Annotated in this window: 18 protein-coding genes; 5 read left to right on the forward strand and 13 right to left on the reverse strand. The window is 74.5% G+C overall.

Annotated elements, in window-relative coordinates; translation table 11 throughout:
• Positions 1–16 precede the first annotated feature (16 nt).
• Complete coding sequence (locus IMZ35_RS17460) at positions 17–442, forward strand: YchJ family protein (protein WP_307868281.1); 426 nt, start codon at positions 17–19, stop codon at positions 440–442.
• Between the two features lie 4 nt (positions 443–446).
• Here IMZ35_RS17460 and IMZ35_RS17465 read toward each other — a convergent pair whose 3' ends face one another.
• Positions 447–1,067 carry a YigZ family protein gene (locus IMZ35_RS17465; protein ID WP_199442159.1) on the reverse strand — a complete coding sequence of 207 codons (621 nt, stop codon included), beginning with the start codon at positions 1,065–1,067 and terminating at the stop codon, positions 447–449.
• The gene (locus IMZ35_RS17470; RefSeq protein WP_199442255.1) at positions 1,058–2,056 is read right to left on the reverse strand and encodes a glutathione S-transferase family protein; all 999 of its coding nucleotides are present in this window, start codon (positions 2,054–2,056) and stop codon (positions 1,058–1,060) included. The genes IMZ35_RS17465 and IMZ35_RS17470 overlap by 10 nt, the downstream gene beginning before the upstream one ends.
• Positions 2,057–2,336: 280 nt before the next feature.
• On the opposite strand from IMZ35_RS17470, the gene IMZ35_RS17475 reads away from it, so the two are divergent.
• On the forward strand, positions 2,337–2,720 hold the full coding sequence (locus IMZ35_RS17475; RefSeq protein WP_199442160.1) for an STAS domain-containing protein: 384 nt from the start codon (positions 2,337–2,339) through the stop codon (positions 2,718–2,720).
• A 315-nt stretch (positions 2,721–3,035) separates the two neighbouring features.
• Positions 3,036–3,917: a serine hydrolase gene (locus IMZ35_RS17480; RefSeq protein ID WP_199442161.1), complete on the forward strand. Its 882-nt coding sequence runs from the start codon at positions 3,036–3,038 to the stop codon at positions 3,915–3,917.
• Positions 3,918–3,962: 45 nt separating this feature from the next.
• On the opposite strand, the gene IMZ35_RS17485 is transcribed toward IMZ35_RS17480, so the two are convergent.
• The 10 genes from IMZ35_RS17485 to IMZ35_RS17530 all read right to left on the reverse strand — a co-directional run bounded on the left by IMZ35_RS17485 (position 3,963) and on the right by IMZ35_RS17530 (position 13,421).
• Positions 3,963–5,153 carry an MFS transporter gene (locus IMZ35_RS17485; protein WP_199442162.1) on the reverse strand — a complete coding sequence of 397 codons (1,191 nt, stop codon included), beginning with the start codon at positions 5,151–5,153 and terminating at the stop codon, positions 3,963–3,965.
• Between the two features lie 148 nt (positions 5,154–5,301).
• Entirely contained in the window at positions 5,302–5,985 is a 684-nt protein-coding gene (locus IMZ35_RS17490; RefSeq protein ID WP_307868283.1) for a response regulator, read from the reverse strand.
• Positions 5,982–7,211, reverse strand: a complete 1,230-nt coding sequence (locus tag IMZ35_RS17495) for a sensor histidine kinase (RefSeq protein WP_199442163.1) — start codon at positions 7,209–7,211, stop codon at positions 5,982–5,984. Before IMZ35_RS17495 ends, IMZ35_RS17490 begins: the two co-directional genes overlap by 4 nt.
• A 94-nt stretch (positions 7,212–7,305) precedes the next feature.
• Positions 7,306–8,604: an RNA polymerase sigma factor gene (locus IMZ35_RS17500; RefSeq protein WP_199442164.1), complete on the reverse strand. Its 1,299-nt coding sequence runs from the start codon at positions 8,602–8,604 to the stop codon at positions 7,306–7,308.
• Positions 8,604–8,954 carry a YciI family protein gene (locus IMZ35_RS17505; RefSeq protein ID WP_199442165.1) on the reverse strand — a complete coding sequence of 117 codons (351 nt, stop codon included), beginning with the start codon at positions 8,952–8,954 and terminating at the stop codon, positions 8,604–8,606. Before IMZ35_RS17505 ends, IMZ35_RS17500 begins: the two co-directional genes overlap by 1 nt.
• Before the next feature lie 116 nt (positions 8,955–9,070).
• The gene (locus IMZ35_RS17510; protein WP_199442166.1) at positions 9,071–10,405 is read right to left on the reverse strand and encodes an NAD(P)/FAD-dependent oxidoreductase; all 1,335 of its coding nucleotides are present in this window, start codon (positions 10,403–10,405) and stop codon (positions 9,071–9,073) included.
• 56 nt (positions 10,406–10,461) lie between these two features.
• A complete protein-coding gene (locus IMZ35_RS17515) occupies positions 10,462–10,866 on the reverse strand; it encodes an STAS domain-containing protein (protein ID WP_199442167.1) in 405 nt (134 codons plus the stop codon).
• Between the two features lie 20 nt (positions 10,867–10,886).
• Positions 10,887–11,294: an ATP-binding protein gene (locus tag IMZ35_RS17520; protein ID WP_199442168.1), complete on the reverse strand. Its 408-nt coding sequence runs from the start codon at positions 11,292–11,294 to the stop codon at positions 10,887–10,889.
• A complete protein-coding gene (locus IMZ35_RS17525; RefSeq protein ID WP_199442169.1) occupies positions 11,291–13,027 on the reverse strand; it encodes a PP2C family protein-serine/threonine phosphatase in 1,737 nt (578 codons plus the stop codon). Before IMZ35_RS17525 ends, IMZ35_RS17520 begins: the two co-directional genes overlap by 4 nt.
• Positions 13,028–13,163: 136 nt before the next feature.
• On the reverse strand, positions 13,164–13,421 hold the full coding sequence (locus IMZ35_RS17530; RefSeq protein ID WP_199442170.1) for an antitoxin: 258 nt from the start codon (positions 13,419–13,421) through the stop codon (positions 13,164–13,166).
• Positions 13,422–13,630: 209 nt separating this feature from the next.
• Between IMZ35_RS17530 and IMZ35_RS17535 the strand changes: the two genes are divergently transcribed.
• Positions 13,631–14,071, forward strand: coding sequence for a response regulator (locus tag IMZ35_RS17535; protein ID WP_307868285.1), 441 nt, complete (start codon positions 13,631–13,633; stop codon positions 14,069–14,071).
• 63 nt (positions 14,072–14,134) lie between these two features.
• On the opposite strand, the gene IMZ35_RS30730 is transcribed toward IMZ35_RS17535, so the two are convergent.
• A complete protein-coding gene (locus tag IMZ35_RS30730; protein WP_199442171.1) occupies positions 14,135–14,494 on the reverse strand; it encodes an STAS domain-containing protein in 360 nt (119 codons plus the stop codon).
• Positions 14,495–14,680: 186 nt separating this feature from the next.
• Between IMZ35_RS30730 and IMZ35_RS17545 the strand changes: the two genes are divergently transcribed.
• Positions 14,681–15,433: a ZIP family metal transporter gene (locus tag IMZ35_RS17545; protein ID WP_199442172.1), complete on the forward strand. Its 753-nt coding sequence runs from the start codon at positions 14,681–14,683 to the stop codon at positions 15,431–15,433.
• Positions 15,434–15,440 lie beyond the last annotated feature (7 nt).

The following is a 15,440-nucleotide window of genomic DNA, read 5'->3' on the forward strand; positions in this document are numbered from 1 at the left end:
AGGGCACAATCGTGACGTGTCCCGACGCTCCTCACGCCGCTCTCCGGCGATCACCAGCACCTCGCCCTGCCCCTGCGGCCTCGGCGAGACCCTCGGCGAGACCCTCGGCGAGTGCTGCGGCCCGCTGCACGCCGGAAGCACGACGGCGGCGACCGCCGAGCGGCTGATGCGCTCGCGCTACAGCGCTTTCGCCGTCGCCGACGAGGCGTACCTGCTGCGCACCTGGCACCCGTCGACCCGGCCTGCGCGCGTCGAACTGGACCCCGCGGTGCGGTGGACGCGGCTGGAGGTGCTGGGCTCCACCGGGGGAGGCGCGCTGCACGCGGAGGGCACGGTCGAGTTCCGCGCCCACCTCACCGACGCCGGTCGCGCCGACGTGCTGCACGAGAGGAGCCGGTTCACCAGGGTGGACGGGCAGTGGGTCTACCTGGACGCGCTGTGACCGCTCAGTCCGGCACGTCGAGGTCCACGAACCCGGTGGCGACGGCCTCGACCGCGCCACCGGTCTGCTCGGCCAGCCACGCGTCGAAGGCGTCCACGTCGTGCTGCGGCACGTGCACCGCGAACGCCACCCGCTGCCCGTAGACGACGTCGGAGACGCGGTGACCGGCCGCGCGCAGCGCGTTGTCCAGTCGGCCGGCGTCGGTGTGCTCGGCGACGACCTCCAGCGCCGCGAAGCGGGCCCGGCGCAGCGTGCCGATCGCGTCGACGGCCTCCGACACCGCGCGCCCGTAGGCGCGCACGAGACCGCCCGCGCCCAGCTTCGTGCCGCCGAAGTAGCGCGTGACCACGGCGACGGTGTCGGTCAGCTCCCGCCGCACGAGGACCTCCAGCATCGGCACGCCCGCGGTGCCCGCAGGTTCGCCGTCGTCGCTGGAGCGCTGCGACCCGCCGTCCGGCCCCACGCGGAACGCCGAGCAGTTGTGACTGGCCGACCAGTGCTCCTTGCGGACCGCGCTGATGAACGCGCCCGCCTCGTCGTCGTCGGTGACCCGCGCCAGGCTGCACAGGAAGCGCGACCGCTGGATCTCGATCTCGTGCGCGCCCGTGCCCGCGATCACCCGCACGGTCGTGCGCCGCCCGGCACGATCTCCGGCACCCGGTCGATCGCCGGGGGCGGTCCGGGAGGCGTGCCGTCGCCGAACGGGCGGCCACCCAGCTCCTCGCGGTGGTGCGCGGTGAGCCATCCCGCCGGGTCGGGACCGACCGCGACCACCCCGGTCGGGTTGATCGCCCGGTGCACCGCGTAGTAGTGCTGCCGGACGTGGTCGAGGTGCACGGTGTCGCCGAAGCCCGGCGTCTGGAACAGGTCGCGGGCGTAGGCCCACAGCGCCGGGTACTCCACGAGCTTGCGGACGTTGCACTTGAAGTGTCCGTGGTAGACCGCGTCGAAGCGCACCAGCGTCGGGAACAGCCGGACGTCCGCGTCGGTGATCGAGCCGCCCAGCAGGAACCGCTGACGGGTGAGCCGGTCCTCCAGCGCGTCGAGCCGGGCGAACAGCGCGGCGACGGTGCGCTCGTAGGTCTGCTGGCTCGGGCTGAAGCCCGCCCGGTAGACGCCGTTGGCGACGTCGCGGTAGATCTCCGCGTTCAGCGCGTCGATCTCGTCGCGCAGCGCGGGCGGGTACAGCTCGGGAGCGCCCTCGCGGTGCAGTGCCGCCCACTCCGAGCCCAGGTCGAGGGTGAGCTGGTCGTGGTCGTTGCTCACCAGGTGCCCGGAGGGCACGTCCACCAGGCCGGGGACGCTCACGCCGCCGTCGTAGCCGGGGTCTCGCGCCAGGTACGCCTCGCGCAGCGTGTGAACCCCCAGCACCGGGTCCAGCCCGCCGGGACTGCCGGTCCGCGCGGTGAACACCCAGTGCGCGTCGCCCGCCACCTGCTCCTGCACCGGGTCGGTCACGGCCAGCGAGATCGCCTCGTCCAGCCCCGTCAGCCTGCGCACGAGCACCACGCGGTGCGCCCACGGGCACGCCCGGCTGATCACCAGCCGGTAGCGTCCCGCCTCCACGGGCCAGCCGCTCGCGCCGTCGGCGGTGATCCGGTCGGTGAACGCCATCGGGGTGCGCTCGAACTCGCCGGTCGGCTTCTCGGTCACCTTCACCGGGCTCTCCTCGTGCTGCGGCGCCGTGCCGCCGGTGGCGGGGCGCGGTGGTGACCATCGTAGTGACGACACGGCCGTTCACGTGGGAGAACGACCGTCGGACAGGTGCCGGGACGGGGCCGGTTGTGGAGCTGACGGTGCTACCCGTACCGTCGGAAGGACACCGATGGACCGTCACCCCGCTTTCGCCGGGTTCCCGGCACGAGTCGTGCGGCATCGGTGCTAGGAGCACCTGATGATCGAGCACGTGCAAGCGCGGACGCCCAGCTCCCCCGAGATGATCACCGAGATCATCGGCGGTGTGACCGTCCTGCACGTCGCCGGCGAGATCGACGCCGCCACCAGCCGCCTGTGGCGCGACCGCTGCGTCGACGTGCTGCGCGGTGAGCCGGCCGCCCTGGTGATCGACCTGAGCGGTGTGCGGTTCTTCGCGTCGTCGGGCATCGGCGTGCTCGTCGAGATCCAGGACGTGGCAGCCGGGCACGGTGTGCCGATGGCGCTCGTGGCGCCCCAGCGCGAGGTGACCCGCCCCATGCAGGCCACCGGCCTCGCGTCGATCTACCCGCTGCACTCCGACCTCGTCGCGGCCCTGCGCGCGGTGGACCAGCCCGCGGTCTGACGGTCCCGCGACGTCTGCCCGGACGTTCCCCGGTGCGCCGTCCGGCGCACAGCACCGCCCGAGCCGTCGACGTGGCGCTGCCGCGCCCCGAGGCGGGTCCGGGCGACTCGCCGGGCGCCGGTCCGCGGCACACCCGCTTCCGGGTCGCCGGCGACGACGGCTTCGCGCTGTTCTCGGCCGCCCCCGCGGGGTGCGCCGACGTGCGGGACGTCAGGAACGCACCTCCCCCTTCACCGTCGTGCGCGACACGGAGTAGACCTGCGTCAGCCGGCGCGTCGTCGTGGTCGGACGTCGCCGTTCTGGGTGGAGGTGGGCGTGCGTCGAGCGGGCGTGCTGGTCGTCGTGATCGCCGCGGTCGCGTCCCTGGTCGTGGTCCTGACGCGGCTGGGGGAGGAGGACTGGGCCTCGTCGTGCGCGTCGGTGGCGTGGCGGCCCGACGACGCGGTGGTCCGGGCGGCGCAGCGGGCGCGCGAGGTCGTCGGGTCCGTCTCGGCCGACGCGGTCGCGGCCGTCGAGGTCGTGGACCTCGCCGGGTGCGCCGAACTGGCCGCGGTCGCCCCTGAGGAGCGGTTCGCGTCGGCGTCGCTGGTGAAGCTGCTCATCGCGCTCGACGTGCTGGACCGCACGCCCGACGTGCCGGACGAGACGCGGCGGCGGTTGCGGCTGATGCTGTCGGCCAGCGACGACGACGTGGCGAGCGAGCTGTGGACCGCCGGTGGTGGCCCGGAGATCGTGCGCAGGACGGCCGGTCGCCTGGGGCTGCGCGGAACCCGGCCGCCGGAGCGGCCGGGGCTGTGGGGCGCCACCACGACGACGGCCCGCGACGTCGGGCTCGTCTACCGCCACGTCGTCGCCGACCTGCCGGCCGGTCGGCACGATCTGCTGGTCGACGCGCTCGCCGCGGCCTCCCGCACGGCCTCCGACGGCTTCGACCAGCACTTCGGGGTGCCCGCGGCGCTGGCGGGGCCGCCGCTCGCGGTGAAGCAGGGGTGGGGCGCCCGGTCGGGCCGCGTGGTCGTGCACAGCAGCGGCCTGGTCGGCGGGTCCGGCCTGCTGGCCGTCGTCGTGCTGACGTCCTGGCCGCCGGGCACCGACTGGGCCGTGGCCGTCCGCGCGGTGACCGCCGCCACGCGGGCGCTGGACCCCGTCGTGGCGGCGCGCTCCTCCGCGCTTCCCGGCCTGCGGTGGACTCGATGACGTCGGTGTTGACCGAAAAAATCTCACGTCCGGCGAGCGGCACGATCACCGCGAGGCGACGAGCACCGGCGACGCGTCCTCGGCGACGTGCCGGTCCCGACCGGCGAGAACGCCGCTGACCAGCTGGGGCACCAGGAACAGCAGGAGCAGCACCAGCGGCGGCGTCCACGACCCGGTGGCCTCGTGCAGCAGGCCGACGAGCAGCGGCCCGAACGCGCACAGCACGTACCCGGTGCTCTGCGCCATCGCCGACAGCCGCGCGGTGTCCTCCACCCGGCGGGTGCGCAGGACGAAGAGGTTCAGCCCCAGGGCGAAGGTCGCGCCCTGGCCGATGCCGAGGAGCACCACCCACACCACCGGCGCGGACATCGGTGCGAGCAGCAGTCCGGCCAGGCCGGCACCCATCGCCGCCGTGGAGAGGACGGCGTGCGCGATCTGGTTCGACGCGCGCTGCGCCAGGGCGGGCAGCACGAGCGCCACCGGGATCTGCGCCACGCCCGAGAGCGCCAGCAGGAACCCGGCGGAGGCGGCATCGACGCCGTGCTCCCGGTAGATCGACGGCAGCCACGCGAGGGTCGCGTAGAACGACAGCGACTGCGTGCCGAAGAACGTGGTGACCTGCCAGGCCAGCGGGTCGCGGCGCAGCGAGCGCGGCGCGGGTGGCCGTTCGTCCGGTGCGGTGCGTGCGCGCAGCTGGGGGAGCCAGAGCAGTGCGGCGACGATCGCGGGCACCGCCCAGACGCCGAGCGCGCCGCGCCAGCCGTGGCCCAGGGCGTCGCCCAGCGGCACGGTGGCCCCGGAGGCGACGGCGGCGGCCGCGCTGACGGTCATCGAGAAGACGCCCATCATCACGCCGGTGCGGGTGGGGAAGTCGCGCTTGATCAGCGGCGGCAGCAGCACGTTGCCGATCGCGATGGCGCCGGCGGCCAGCACCGTGCCGGTGAAGAGCAGGCCGGAGCCGGCGAGCACCCGGCAGACCGTGCCGGTCACCAGGACGAGCAGCGCGGCCAGCAGGACGCGTTCGATGCCCGCCCACCGCGCCAGGCGGGGCGCGAGCAGCGCGAGCAGGCCGAAGCAGAGCAGGGGCAGGGTGGTGAGCAGGGCGGTGGCGGTGCCGGAGAGCGCGAGGTCGGCGCGCACGTCGGGCAGCACGGGTCCGACGCTCGCGACGGCCGGGCGCAGGTTGACGGCCACCAGCACGACCATCAGCGCCAGGAGGAGGGGGTTGCGCCGCATCGGCACATCCTGCACCAGGCCGTTCGGGGCGACGGCCCCGGTCTTCTCGGTGCGGAACTCCCCGCGCGGCTGATCACGCCCCGCTCGCCGGGACGGAGCGACCGGAGCGGAGGCGATCCGCGTGGTGGCCGCCGGAGCGCCTCCGGCGTCACAGCCCCGAGGTGTCGTTCTGCCCGATCAGTCCGTGGTGGTGGGCGAAGCGCACCGCGTGCACGCGGTCCCGGAGCCCGAGCTTGGTGAGCACGCGCGACACGTGGGTCTTGACGGTCTGGCTCCCGACGTAGAGCTGGTCGCAGATCTCGGCGTTGGAGAACCCCGCGCCCATCAGGAGGAAGACCTCGTGCTCGCGCGCGGTGAGCCGGTCGACGCCCGGCGCCGTGCTGCGGGCCGGAGCCCTCGGCAGCAGGGCGTCGCTCAGCCGCGGGACGAGCCGGCGGGTGATCGACGGGTCGATGTAGGTGTCGCCCCGCGCGGCCACGCGCAGCGCGGTCACCAGTTCCTCCGGGGGCAGGCTCTTCAGGACGAAGCCGCTCACCCCCGACGCCAGCGCCTGCTGCACGTGGTCGTCGGCGTCGAACGTGGTGAGCAGGACGACCTTGAGGTCCGCGCCCCCCGACGACACCAGCTCGCGCGCCGCCGCGATCCCGTTCAGCTTGGGCATGCTCACGTCGAGCACGACCAGGTCGGGGCGCAGGTTCCGCGTCGCCTCGACGGCGCTGTAGCCGTCGCCGACGTCCGCGACGCACGTCATGTCCGGTTGGGCGTCCAGCACCGCCCGCAGGCCGGAGCGGAACATCGCGTGGTCGTCGGCGATCACGATGCGGAGGGTCACGACTCGCCCCCGATCGGCACCGTCACGCTCGTCTCCCAGAACCGGCCGTCCTCCACGAGCCCGCAGGTCGCGGAGCCGCCGAACACCTCCGCGCGCTTCCTGATGCCGTCGAGGCCGCGGGCGGAACCCTCGTGCGCGATCAGCGAGGTGCGCCCGGCGAGGGCCGCCGCGGAGGCGACCCGGTTGCGCGCGGTGAGCGTCACGTGGTCGCCGCCGTAGTCGAGTTCCACCCGCACCGCCTTCCCGTCGCCGTGTCGCAGGGCGTTCGTCATCATCTCCTGCGCCACCCGGTACAGGGCGGTGTCGACGGCGGGCGGTATCCGGCACGGGTCGTCGTAGACGACGAAGGTCGCGCGCAGGCCGGAGGCGCGCACTCCGTCGAACAGCTCCTGCAACTTGGCCAGTCCCGGTTGCTCGGCGGACTCGTCTCTCGCGTGCAGCAGGTCCAGCAGTCGCCGCAGGTCCACCATGGCCGCGCGGCTGGACGTCTCCACCGCCGTGAGCGAGGCGTTCACCGGGCCGCTGCCGCCGTGGTCGTCCAGGTTGAACCGCGCCGCCGCCGCGTGCACGCCGATCGCGCTGACGTGGTGGGAGATCACGTCGTGCAGGTCGGTGGCGATGGCCTCGCGCTCCCTGGCGACCGCCCCGTCCACCTCGGCGCGAGCGTCTCGCAGGGCGTCCTCGCGCTGGCGGCGCAGCTCGTCGACGTGGGCCTTGCGGGCGGTGGTGTAGCGGCCGACCAGCCACGGCAGCGCCGAGTTGGCCACCACCAGGGTCAGCGCGGCGAGGGGGGCCGGGGTGCCGCTGACCCACAGCGACGACAGCACGCCGAGCGCCATCACGGCCAGCGACAGGCCCGCGGGGCCGCCCCGCAACCAGGCGCCCGCCCGGTACGCGGAGACGAGCTGACCGGCGGTGTTGACGCTGCGCCCCGGCAGGACGAGGGTCAGCACCGGGAGCAGGGCGGCGTGCGCGAGTGCGACCCGGCCCGAGTGCCGAGGTGACGACGCCAGGGCGGCGTCCGCGAGGACGAGCCCGAGCAGGACCAGCGCGTCGAACGCGCCGAAGTCCTCGGGCCCCCTGGTCACGAAGCTCAGCGCGTCGTTGGCCAGGCACACGGCCGCGACCAGGACCGACTGCCGCGCCAGGGACCGCTCCACCCCGTGCTCGCGCCCGAGCACCCGGTGGGCCAGCGATCTGCCCGTCCGCACCGCGCTGCTGGTCATGGGGAGCATTGTGCTGGTCACCGGATGACGGGGCGTCACTCCCCCGGGGGACGCCCCGTCCCGCTGCGGCGTGACGGTCGGTCCACACCGGACGTCATCCCGGCGCCGGCGCGCCGGGCTCGCGGTCCGCGCGGGAGGACTCGACGGCGTCGAGTCCTCGCCGCAGGTGAGCGCGTTCCGGTCCGGTGCCCGCCAGGTCGAGCGCCTCCCGGTAGGCCGTCGCCGCCTCGTCGTGCCGGCCGAGCTGGCGCAGCAGGTCCGCTCTGGCGGCCCGGTAGGGGTGGTGGCCGCGCAGCCGGGGCTCGCCGGCCAGGCCGTCGAGCAGCGCGAGGCCCGCTTCCGGCCCGTCGCGCACGGCCACCGCCGCGGCCCGGTTGAGCACGACGACCGGCGACGGGGCGAGCGCGTGCAGCACGTCGTAGAGCGCCACGACCTGCGGCCAGTCGGTGCTGGCGAGGTCAGCGGCCTCGGCGTGCAGGGCGGCGATCGCGGCCTGCACGCCGTACCGCCCGGCCGGGCCCGCGGTCAGCGCGACCACCACCAGGGCGCGGCCCTCCTCGATCGCCGCGCGGTCCCAGCGGCCGCGGTCCTGGTCCCGCAGGAGCACCAGTTCGCCGTCCGGCCCGGTCCGGGTGCCGCGCCGGGCGTGCACCAGGAGCATCAGGGCGAGCAGCCCGGCGACCTCCCGCTCGGCGGGCAGCAGGCGGCGCAGGATCCGGGCGAGGCGGATCGCCTCCTCGGCGAGGTCGAGCCGTTGCAGGTGCGGGCCCGAGCTGGCCGCGTAGCCCTCGGTGAAGATCGAGTAGACGACCTGGAGCACGCCCGGCAACCGGTGCGGCAGCTCGGTCGCGTCCGGCACCCGGAACGGGACGCGCGCCTCGCGGATCTTCTTCTTGACCCGCACGAGCCGCTTGGCCATCGTCGGGGGCGGAACCAGGAACGCCCGCGCCACCTCCTGCGTGGTCAGCCCGGCGAGGCAGCGCAGGGTCAGGGCCGCGCGGTCCTCGGCGGGCAGCGCCGGGTGGGCGCAGGTGAAGAACAGCTGCAACCGCTCGTCGGGCAGGTCTGCGCCGACCACCGGAGGCGGAGCCGGGTCGGTCCGGTCCGCCTCCACCTGGAGCAGGGCGAGCTTCGCCGCGTACGTCGTGTCGCGCCGCAGCCGGTCCACGGCCCTGCGCCGCGCCGTCGTCAGCAGCCAGGCCCCCGGATTCGCCGGAACGCCCTGCACCGGCCAGGTCGCCAGTGCCGCCTCGATCGCCTCCGACGCGACGTCCTCGGCCAGGTCCAGGTCGCGGTAGCGGCGGACGAGCGAGGCCAGCAGCCTGCCGTGCTCCTCGCGGAACACCGCCTCCACCGACGAACCGACGTGACCGGCCCGCTCGTCCCCGGCCATCAGTTCGAGAAGTCCGCGGCCGGGCGGACCACGACCGAGCCGCCGCCGCGCGCGCCGGGGCAGCGGGCCGCCCAGTCGAGCGCGACGTCCAGGTCCGGCACGTCGACGACGTAGAAGCCGCCGAGCACCTCGCGGGTCTCGGCGAACGGCCCGTCGGTCACGGTCCGCTCGCCGTCCTCGCCGACCCGCACCGTCGTGGCGGTGACCAGGTCGGCCAGGGACTCACCGGAGACGAAGACCCCGCTGTCCCTGACCTCCTGGTCGAACTCCACCCAGTCCTCGACGGTGCACCCGGCGGCCCCGCCGTCCTCGTCGATCGCACCGGCGTTGATCAGCAGCACGTACTTCACGTTCGTGGTCTCCCGTCCTGTCGCTCCCGTGCGCGGCTTCCCGCCGCACATCATCACGACGAACGGGACGGGCGCTCGTGGACACCCCCGTCGACGGTTCTTGCGCGCCGAACCGCTCAGGGGGTGGTCGAGCGGGCCGGGACGTCGCCGACCTCGCCGCGCAGGATGACGCGCTGGCTGCGGCGGCCGGTCAGCAGCATCCACGCCCACTCCAGCAGCACGGAGGCGCGGTTGCGCCAGCCCACCAGGAACGCCAGGTGCACCACCGCCCAGGAGACCTTGCCGAGGAGCCCGCGCAGCCGCAGCCCCCGCACGTCGGCCACGGCGTCGGAGGGCGAGATCGTCGCCATCGTGCCCAGGTCGAGGTAGCGGAACGGGCCGGGCGCCGGCCGCCCGGACGTGCGCGCCCGCACGACCTCGGCCACGTACTTGCCCTCCTGGAGGGCCGGTTCCGCGATGCCGGGCAGGTCGTTCAGGTTCGCCGCGTCGCCGATGACGAAGACCTCGGGGTGACCGGGCACGGTGCAGTCCGGCCGGACCACGATCCTGCCCCTGCGATCGGTCGTCGCGCCGGTGGCGTCGGCCAGGCGCTGTGCGAGCGGCGCGGCGCGCACACCGGCGGCCCAGATCACCGTGCCCGCGTCGAGCCGGTCGCGCGTCGCGTCGTCGGAGCCGGTGGCCCTCGTCGTCACGCCGGTGGCGTCGACGTCGTCCACCGCGCGGCCGAGCCGCACGTCCACGCCCATCCCCTCCAGCACCCGCCGGGTGTGGTCGCGCAGCGACGGCGCGAACGGCGGCAGGACGTCGGGGGCGGCGTCGAGCAGGACGATGTGCACGTCGTCCAGGTCGAACTCGGTGAACTGGTCCCGCAGGGTGCGCCGCGCCATCACCGCGATCTGTCCGGCCAGCTCCACACCGGTGGGGCCCGCGCCGACGACGGCGATGGTCAGCCAGCGCCGCCGCTCCTGCGGGTCGTCGGTGGAGGCGCCGTTCTCGAAGGCGGTGAGCAGCTGGGAACGCATCCGCACGGCGTGCGAGAGGGTCTTCATCGGGGGAGCGAAGCGCTGCCACTCGTCGTGGCCGAAGTAGGAGTCGGTGGCGCCGACGGCGAGCACGAGCACGTCGTAGCCGACGGTCCGCTCCGTGCCGGTGGACAGGGCGATCCGGACGGTCTTGGCGTTCGGGTCGACGTCGGTCACCTCGCCCAGCACGACGCGCGCGTTGCGCTGGCGGGCGAGCACCTTGCGCAGCGGCGGGGCGATGTCGCCGGGAGGCAGCAGCGCCGTGGCGACCTGGTACAGCAGCGGCTGGAACAGGTGGTGGTTGGTCTGGTCGACCAGCACCACGTCCACGTCGGCGTCCCGCAGCCCCCGGACCGCGTTCAGCCCGCCGAACCCGCCGCCCACGACCACCACCACAGGTCGCGCGTCCCCGCCCGGTGCACCAGCCACGTCGTTCGCCACGACCGGGAGGTACCCGCGAAAGGCGCGTGCACGCGCGAACCCGGTCAGGAACCGCGCAGGGCGTCCGGAACGGTGGCGAACATCGGCACGATCTGGTCGAGCTGGGTCAGCTCCAGCACGCGGCGCACGAACGGGTGCGGCGCGGCGACGGAGAACCGGCCCCCCGCGGCCCCGGCCCGCTTGTACGCCTCCACCAGGCAGCCCAGGCCGCTGGAGTCGCAGAACTCGACGCCCTCCAGGTCCAGCACCACCGGCCGGTCGAGGCGGGAGCTCAGGTAGGTCTGCAACCTCGGCGCCGTGTGGTAGTCGAGCTCGCCGACGACGTGCACGACGAGCCGTCCGTCGCGCTCCTCGTGCGACACGTCGAACTCGGGGCGCACGTCGTGCGTCCCGAGCGCCGTCAGCTGCGCCTCGTCCCCGCCGGCCGGGGGTGTCGTGCTCGTGCCCACTGATCCTCCACTGTGCTGTGTCATGTGCGTTCGGTGCCGCCGGTGTTCCGCGGGTCGAGCGCCAGCTCGGCCCGCACGCACGTGCCGGTGGTGGTGGGAACGACGCCCTGGGTGGAGCTGAGCGTCTCGACCACGAACACGCCGCGGTGCCTCGGACCGCTCGGCTCGGCGACTTGCACGACAGGATGACGCGGGTCCTCGTCGCAGACCTCGACCAGCGTCCCGCCCGGCACCTGCCGCGGCACCGGGCGACGCGGCGACGCGGCGTGGCGCACCGCGTCGGCGACCGGCTCGCCGGTGATCAGGGCCAGGCCGTCGACGTGCGCCGGGGCGCCCCGCGCGGCGCGGCTCGCTCCCACCGGCCGCCGGGCCCGCACCACCGACGCCGGTTCCGCGGGCAGCCACCGGGACACCGCCACCGTCGTCATCGGCCGAACCCCACGTGCAGCACCGCGATGTCGTCGTCGTGGTCCTGCGCGCAGGTCAGGTCGTCGATCAGCGCGGACCACACCTCCGGGGACGCCTGGCCCGTGTCGGTCAGCCGCTCGCGCAGCGCCGCCAGCCCGTCGTCCAGGGGCACCCCGCGCCGCTCCACGAGCCCGTCGGTGAACAGCAGCAGCCCGCCGTCCTCCGGCAGCGGCACCGAACGCTCCCGGAACACCGTTCCGCCCGCGCCCAGCGGCGGACCCAGCTTGTCGTCCAGGTAGGTGGCCTCCTCGCCCGCGCTCAGCAGCGCCGGCGGCAGGTGCCCGGCGTTGGCCCAGCACAGCGTGCGCGCCGACAGGTCGAGCACCGCGAACACGCAGGTGACGATCTGGCTGGGGGCGATCTGCGCGATCAGGTGCTCCATCCGGGTCATCAGGGCGGCCGGGTCGAGCCCGGTGATCGCATACGCGCGCACGGCCGTGCGGAGCTGCCCCATCACGGCGGCGGCGCCGACGCCCTTGCCCATCACGTCGCCGACCACGAGCGCGGTGCGGCCGGGTTCGAGCGGGATCACGTCGATCCAGTCGCCGCCGACCTCCACACCGCGTGCCGCGGGCAGGTAGCGCGAGACGATCCGGAGGCCGTCGACCTCGGGGATCGACGGCAGCAGCGTGCGCTGCAGGTGGGCCGCGGCCTCGCGCTGCCGCTCGTAGAGCCGCGCGTTCACCAGCGCCACCGCGGCCTGCGCCGCGACGGCCACCGCCTGCTGCTCGGCGCGCTCGCCGAACACGCCGGGGTCCGGGTGGCCGAAGAAGAAGCCGCCGAGCACCTCCTCGCCGCCGGGGGAGACCACCGGCACCGCGAGGTAGCTGCGCACCGGCAGGTGCCCCTGCGGCATCCCGTGGTGCGGCGGGTTGTGCCCGTAGCGCTCGTCGGCGGTCACGTCGTCCAGCCGCACGACACCGGCGCCGTCGAAGGTCGGGCCGAAGATCTTGGTCTTGCGCGGCGTCGGGAAGCGCGAGAACGCCTCGCGCGGCACACCGGAGAGCACGTAGAGCAGGTACGACTCGCCGAGGGAGTCCACGACGTTGTAGAAGAACGCCCCGAACGCGGCCCCGGTCAGCTCGGTGGCGGCGTCGGTCGCGAGCTGCACGATCCGCTCCAGCTCCAGCTCCGCGGACAGGGCGCTGCCGACGCGGTGCAGCTTGTCCAGGGCGCGGGCCTCGGCGCGCAGCGTCGCCTCTCGCTGCCGCACCGTCTCCCGCGCCGAGTCCAGCCCGGTGTGCAGGGTGTCCAGCAGCACGTCGGTGGTGCGCGCCAGCTCGTCCGAGCTCGCGGCGGACCCGCGCAGCACGCCCAGGTGCAGGTGCAGCGCCGCGACGCGGAAACGGTCGAGCTCCTCCTGCGGCAGCCGTCCGTCCAGCACGACGTCCCACGCGAGCAGGCCGTCACCGGGCAGCGGCCCGCCGAAGCGCAGCGCCGTGGTGTCCTCGCCCCACGACGCCTCGAACCAGTGCTCGCGGTGCGGGACGTCGGCGGAGGAGTGCGCGGGGTCTCCCGCGGTGGCGGCGACGGCGACGGGCTCGCCGTTCTCGGCCAGGAGGCAGCGGGCGAACAGACATCCCGGCTCGCGCTCCAGGTGCGCCACGACGGCGTGCGCGGCGGCGCGCGGCGACCCCGCCTCCTCGGCGAGAGCGCCCAGCGCGCGAGACCACTCCGAGATCGAGGTCGTCATCGCACTGGTCGCTCCACGGTCGGTACCCCACAGGTCAAGGTGTTGGGCAGCATTTCACCACATCGCGCACGTGAAGCAGGCCGCCGTGGCCCGTCGGGGCCACGGCGGCCGGTCGAGGGCCACCGCGAGCGGGGGGTCAGCTCCCGTACGGCCGGTCCGGACGCTCCGAGCGCACCACGCGCGTCGTGCCGGCGCCCGTGCCCGCTCCCGTCACGCGCTCCACCTGGCGCACCACCGCGTCGATCTTGGTGCGGTACTTGCCCCCGGTCCGCTGGTCCACGAACCGCCCGGCCTGCTCGGCCACCGCGCGGACCTTGTCCGGGTTGCGCCTGACGTACTCGCGCGCCATCTGGGCCGCGCCCGCGACGACGGTCAACCTGCGAAGCACTGCCATGTCGGTCTCTCCTCCAGCGGTCGTCCTGCTCGGTCGATCGAGTACCCACGACGACGCACCTCGAAGCACTCAGGGTGTCGACGCGGCACGAAGCGCACGCCGGGTGCACCATTGCCGTAGAACAACGGTGTGCGCCTCCGGTGGAACCGCCGGGGGCGACGCGGTCCCGCTCCCCGGCGGACCGCTCCTGCGAAGAATGCGAGAACCCAGTGGCCGCCATCGTCTCCGACCTGATCGACGTCCTGCTCGTGGAGGACGACGCCGGTGACGCCCTGATGATCGAGGAGGCGCTGTCGGAGGGGGACGCGCGCGTCAGGCTGCACGTCGTGCGCGACGGTTCGGAGGCCATGGCGTTCCTGCTGCGTGCCGGCGACCACTCCCGCGCGCCCAGGCCCGGCCTGATCCTGCTGGACCTCAACCTGCCCAGGATGGACGGCAGAGAGGTGCTGGCGGAGATCAAGTCCGACCACTCGCTGCGGTCCATCCCCGTCGTCGTGCTGACCACCTCCAGTGCCGAGGAGGACGTTCTGCGCAGCTACGACCTGCACGCCAACGCCTACATCACCAAGCCCGTCGACGTGGACGCCTTCACCCGCGCCGTGCGGCAGATCGACGAGTTCTACACCACGATCGCGAAGCTGCCGAGCTGATCGGGGCGGCCCGGCTGCGGAGGGGCGCTCGCGCGGGAGCACCCCTCCGCAGCCGGTGGCGCGTCAGCCCGCCGCCGCCCGCACGGCGCTGGACAGCGAGTCGTAGCGCTCCAGCGACTCGGACAGGCCCACGAGCTCCAAGATCCTGCTCACCCGGTCGGAGCAGACCAGCCGCAGACGCGTCCCGGAGGCCCCGGCCACCAGGAAGCAGTTGACGCCGGACGAGGAGAAGAACGTCACACCGCTGAGGTCCACGACGAGCGGGTGGTGGGCCGCGTCCGCCAGGTGCCGGTGCAGCAGCGGAGCAGTCAGGGCGTCCACGTCGCCCACCACCACGACCACCGGGACCGCGCGGGACCGGTCGACGCGCACGGAGAACTCCTGGTCGGTCCCCGGCGATCCGTGCGCCGCGTGCTCGGCCACGGCAGCCTCCCCGTTCCCGTCCGTCCCGGATCGGTGCTCCTGGAGTATGCGCACCCGCGGCACCGGCGGACCGGAACGTCCTCCTGCCGGGGGAACCCGACGGCACCGCCGCGCGTGGCGGGCGCGCTCGGTGGTACGGATGTGCGGTCGGCCGGACGGGCCGCTCCGACCGAACGGTGGTGCGCGGTGCCGGTGTGGCTGGAGGCGGGCTGGTGGGGGCTCGTCGGCGGGCTCGCCCTGGTCCTCGGCGCGCTGATCGCCTGGTGGGTGACGGTGCCCCGGCGGGTGGTGGCGTGGATCATGGCCTTCGGCGCGGGCGTGCTGATCTCCGCCCTCGCCTTCGACCTGGTGGACGAGGCCGAGAGGACCGGCGGGCTCGGCGCGGTGGTCGCGGGGTTCCTCACCGGCGCGGTCGTCTACGTGGCGGCGAACGCCCTGCTCGCCCGGCGCGGTGCCCGGCACCGCAAGCGCTCGGGCGACCAGCAGCCGTCGGAGGAGGAGTCGAGCGGCAGCGGCGCGGCCATCGCGATCGGCGCGCTGCTCGACGGTGTGCCCGAGTCGGTGGTGCTGGGACTGTCGCTGCTGTCCGGCGGCGGCGTCGGGGTGAGCGTCCTGGCCGCCGTCGTGATCTCCAACGTCCCCGAGGGCCTGTCCAGCGCGGCCGGGATGAAGCGCGCCGGCCGCGGCGCGCGCTACGTCTTCGGCGTGTGGGGCGGTATCGCGCTGCTCAGCGGCCTCGCTGCGCTGCTCGGCGCCCTCCTGCTGCGCGAGGCCTCACCCACCGCGGTCGCCGTCATCACCGCCGTGGCGGCGGGCGCGATCCTCACCATGATCAGCGACACGATGATCCCCGAGGCGTTCGAGCGCGCCCACCTGCTCACCGGCCTGATCACCGCGGCCGGATTCCTCACGGCCTTCGCGATCGAGCGCGCCGGCTGACCGCGGT

Source organism: Umezawaea beigongshangensis, assembly GCF_016464305.1.
GTDB lineage: Bacteria > Actinomycetota > Actinomycetes > Mycobacteriales > Pseudonocardiaceae > Umezawaea_A > Umezawaea_A beigongshangensis.

Excerpts from the sequence above, each read along its gene's own strand:
- IMZ35_RS17520 (WP_199442168.1), bottom strand. The coding sequence starts at position 11,294 with ATGACGACGGTGGCGGTGTCCCGGTGGCTGCCCGCGGAACCGGCGTCG.
- IMZ35_RS17485 (WP_199442162.1), bottom strand. The coding sequence starts at position 5,153 with ATGCGGCGCAACCCCCTCCTCCTGGCGCTGATGGTCGTGCTGGTGGCC.
- IMZ35_RS17475 (WP_199442160.1), top strand. The coding sequence starts at position 2,337 with ATGATCGAGCACGTGCAAGCGCGGACGCCCAGCTCCCCCGAGATGATC.
- IMZ35_RS17530 (WP_199442170.1), bottom strand. The coding sequence starts at position 13,421 with ATGGCAGTGCTTCGCAGGTTGACCGTCGTCGCGGGCGCGGCCCAGATG.
- IMZ35_RS17525 (WP_199442169.1), bottom strand. The coding sequence starts at position 13,027 with ATGACGACCTCGATCTCGGAGTGGTCTCGCGCGCTGGGCGCTCTCGCC.
- IMZ35_RS17500 (WP_199442164.1), bottom strand. The coding sequence starts at position 8,604 with ATGGCCGGGGACGAGCGGGCCGGTCACGTCGGTTCGTCGGTGGAGGCG.
- IMZ35_RS17470 (WP_199442255.1), bottom strand. The coding sequence starts at position 2,056 with ATGGCGTTCACCGACCGGATCACCGCCGACGGCGCGAGCGGCTGGCCC.
- IMZ35_RS17495 (WP_199442163.1), bottom strand. The coding sequence starts at position 7,211 with ATGACCAGCAGCGCGGTGCGGACGGGCAGATCGCTGGCCCACCGGGTG.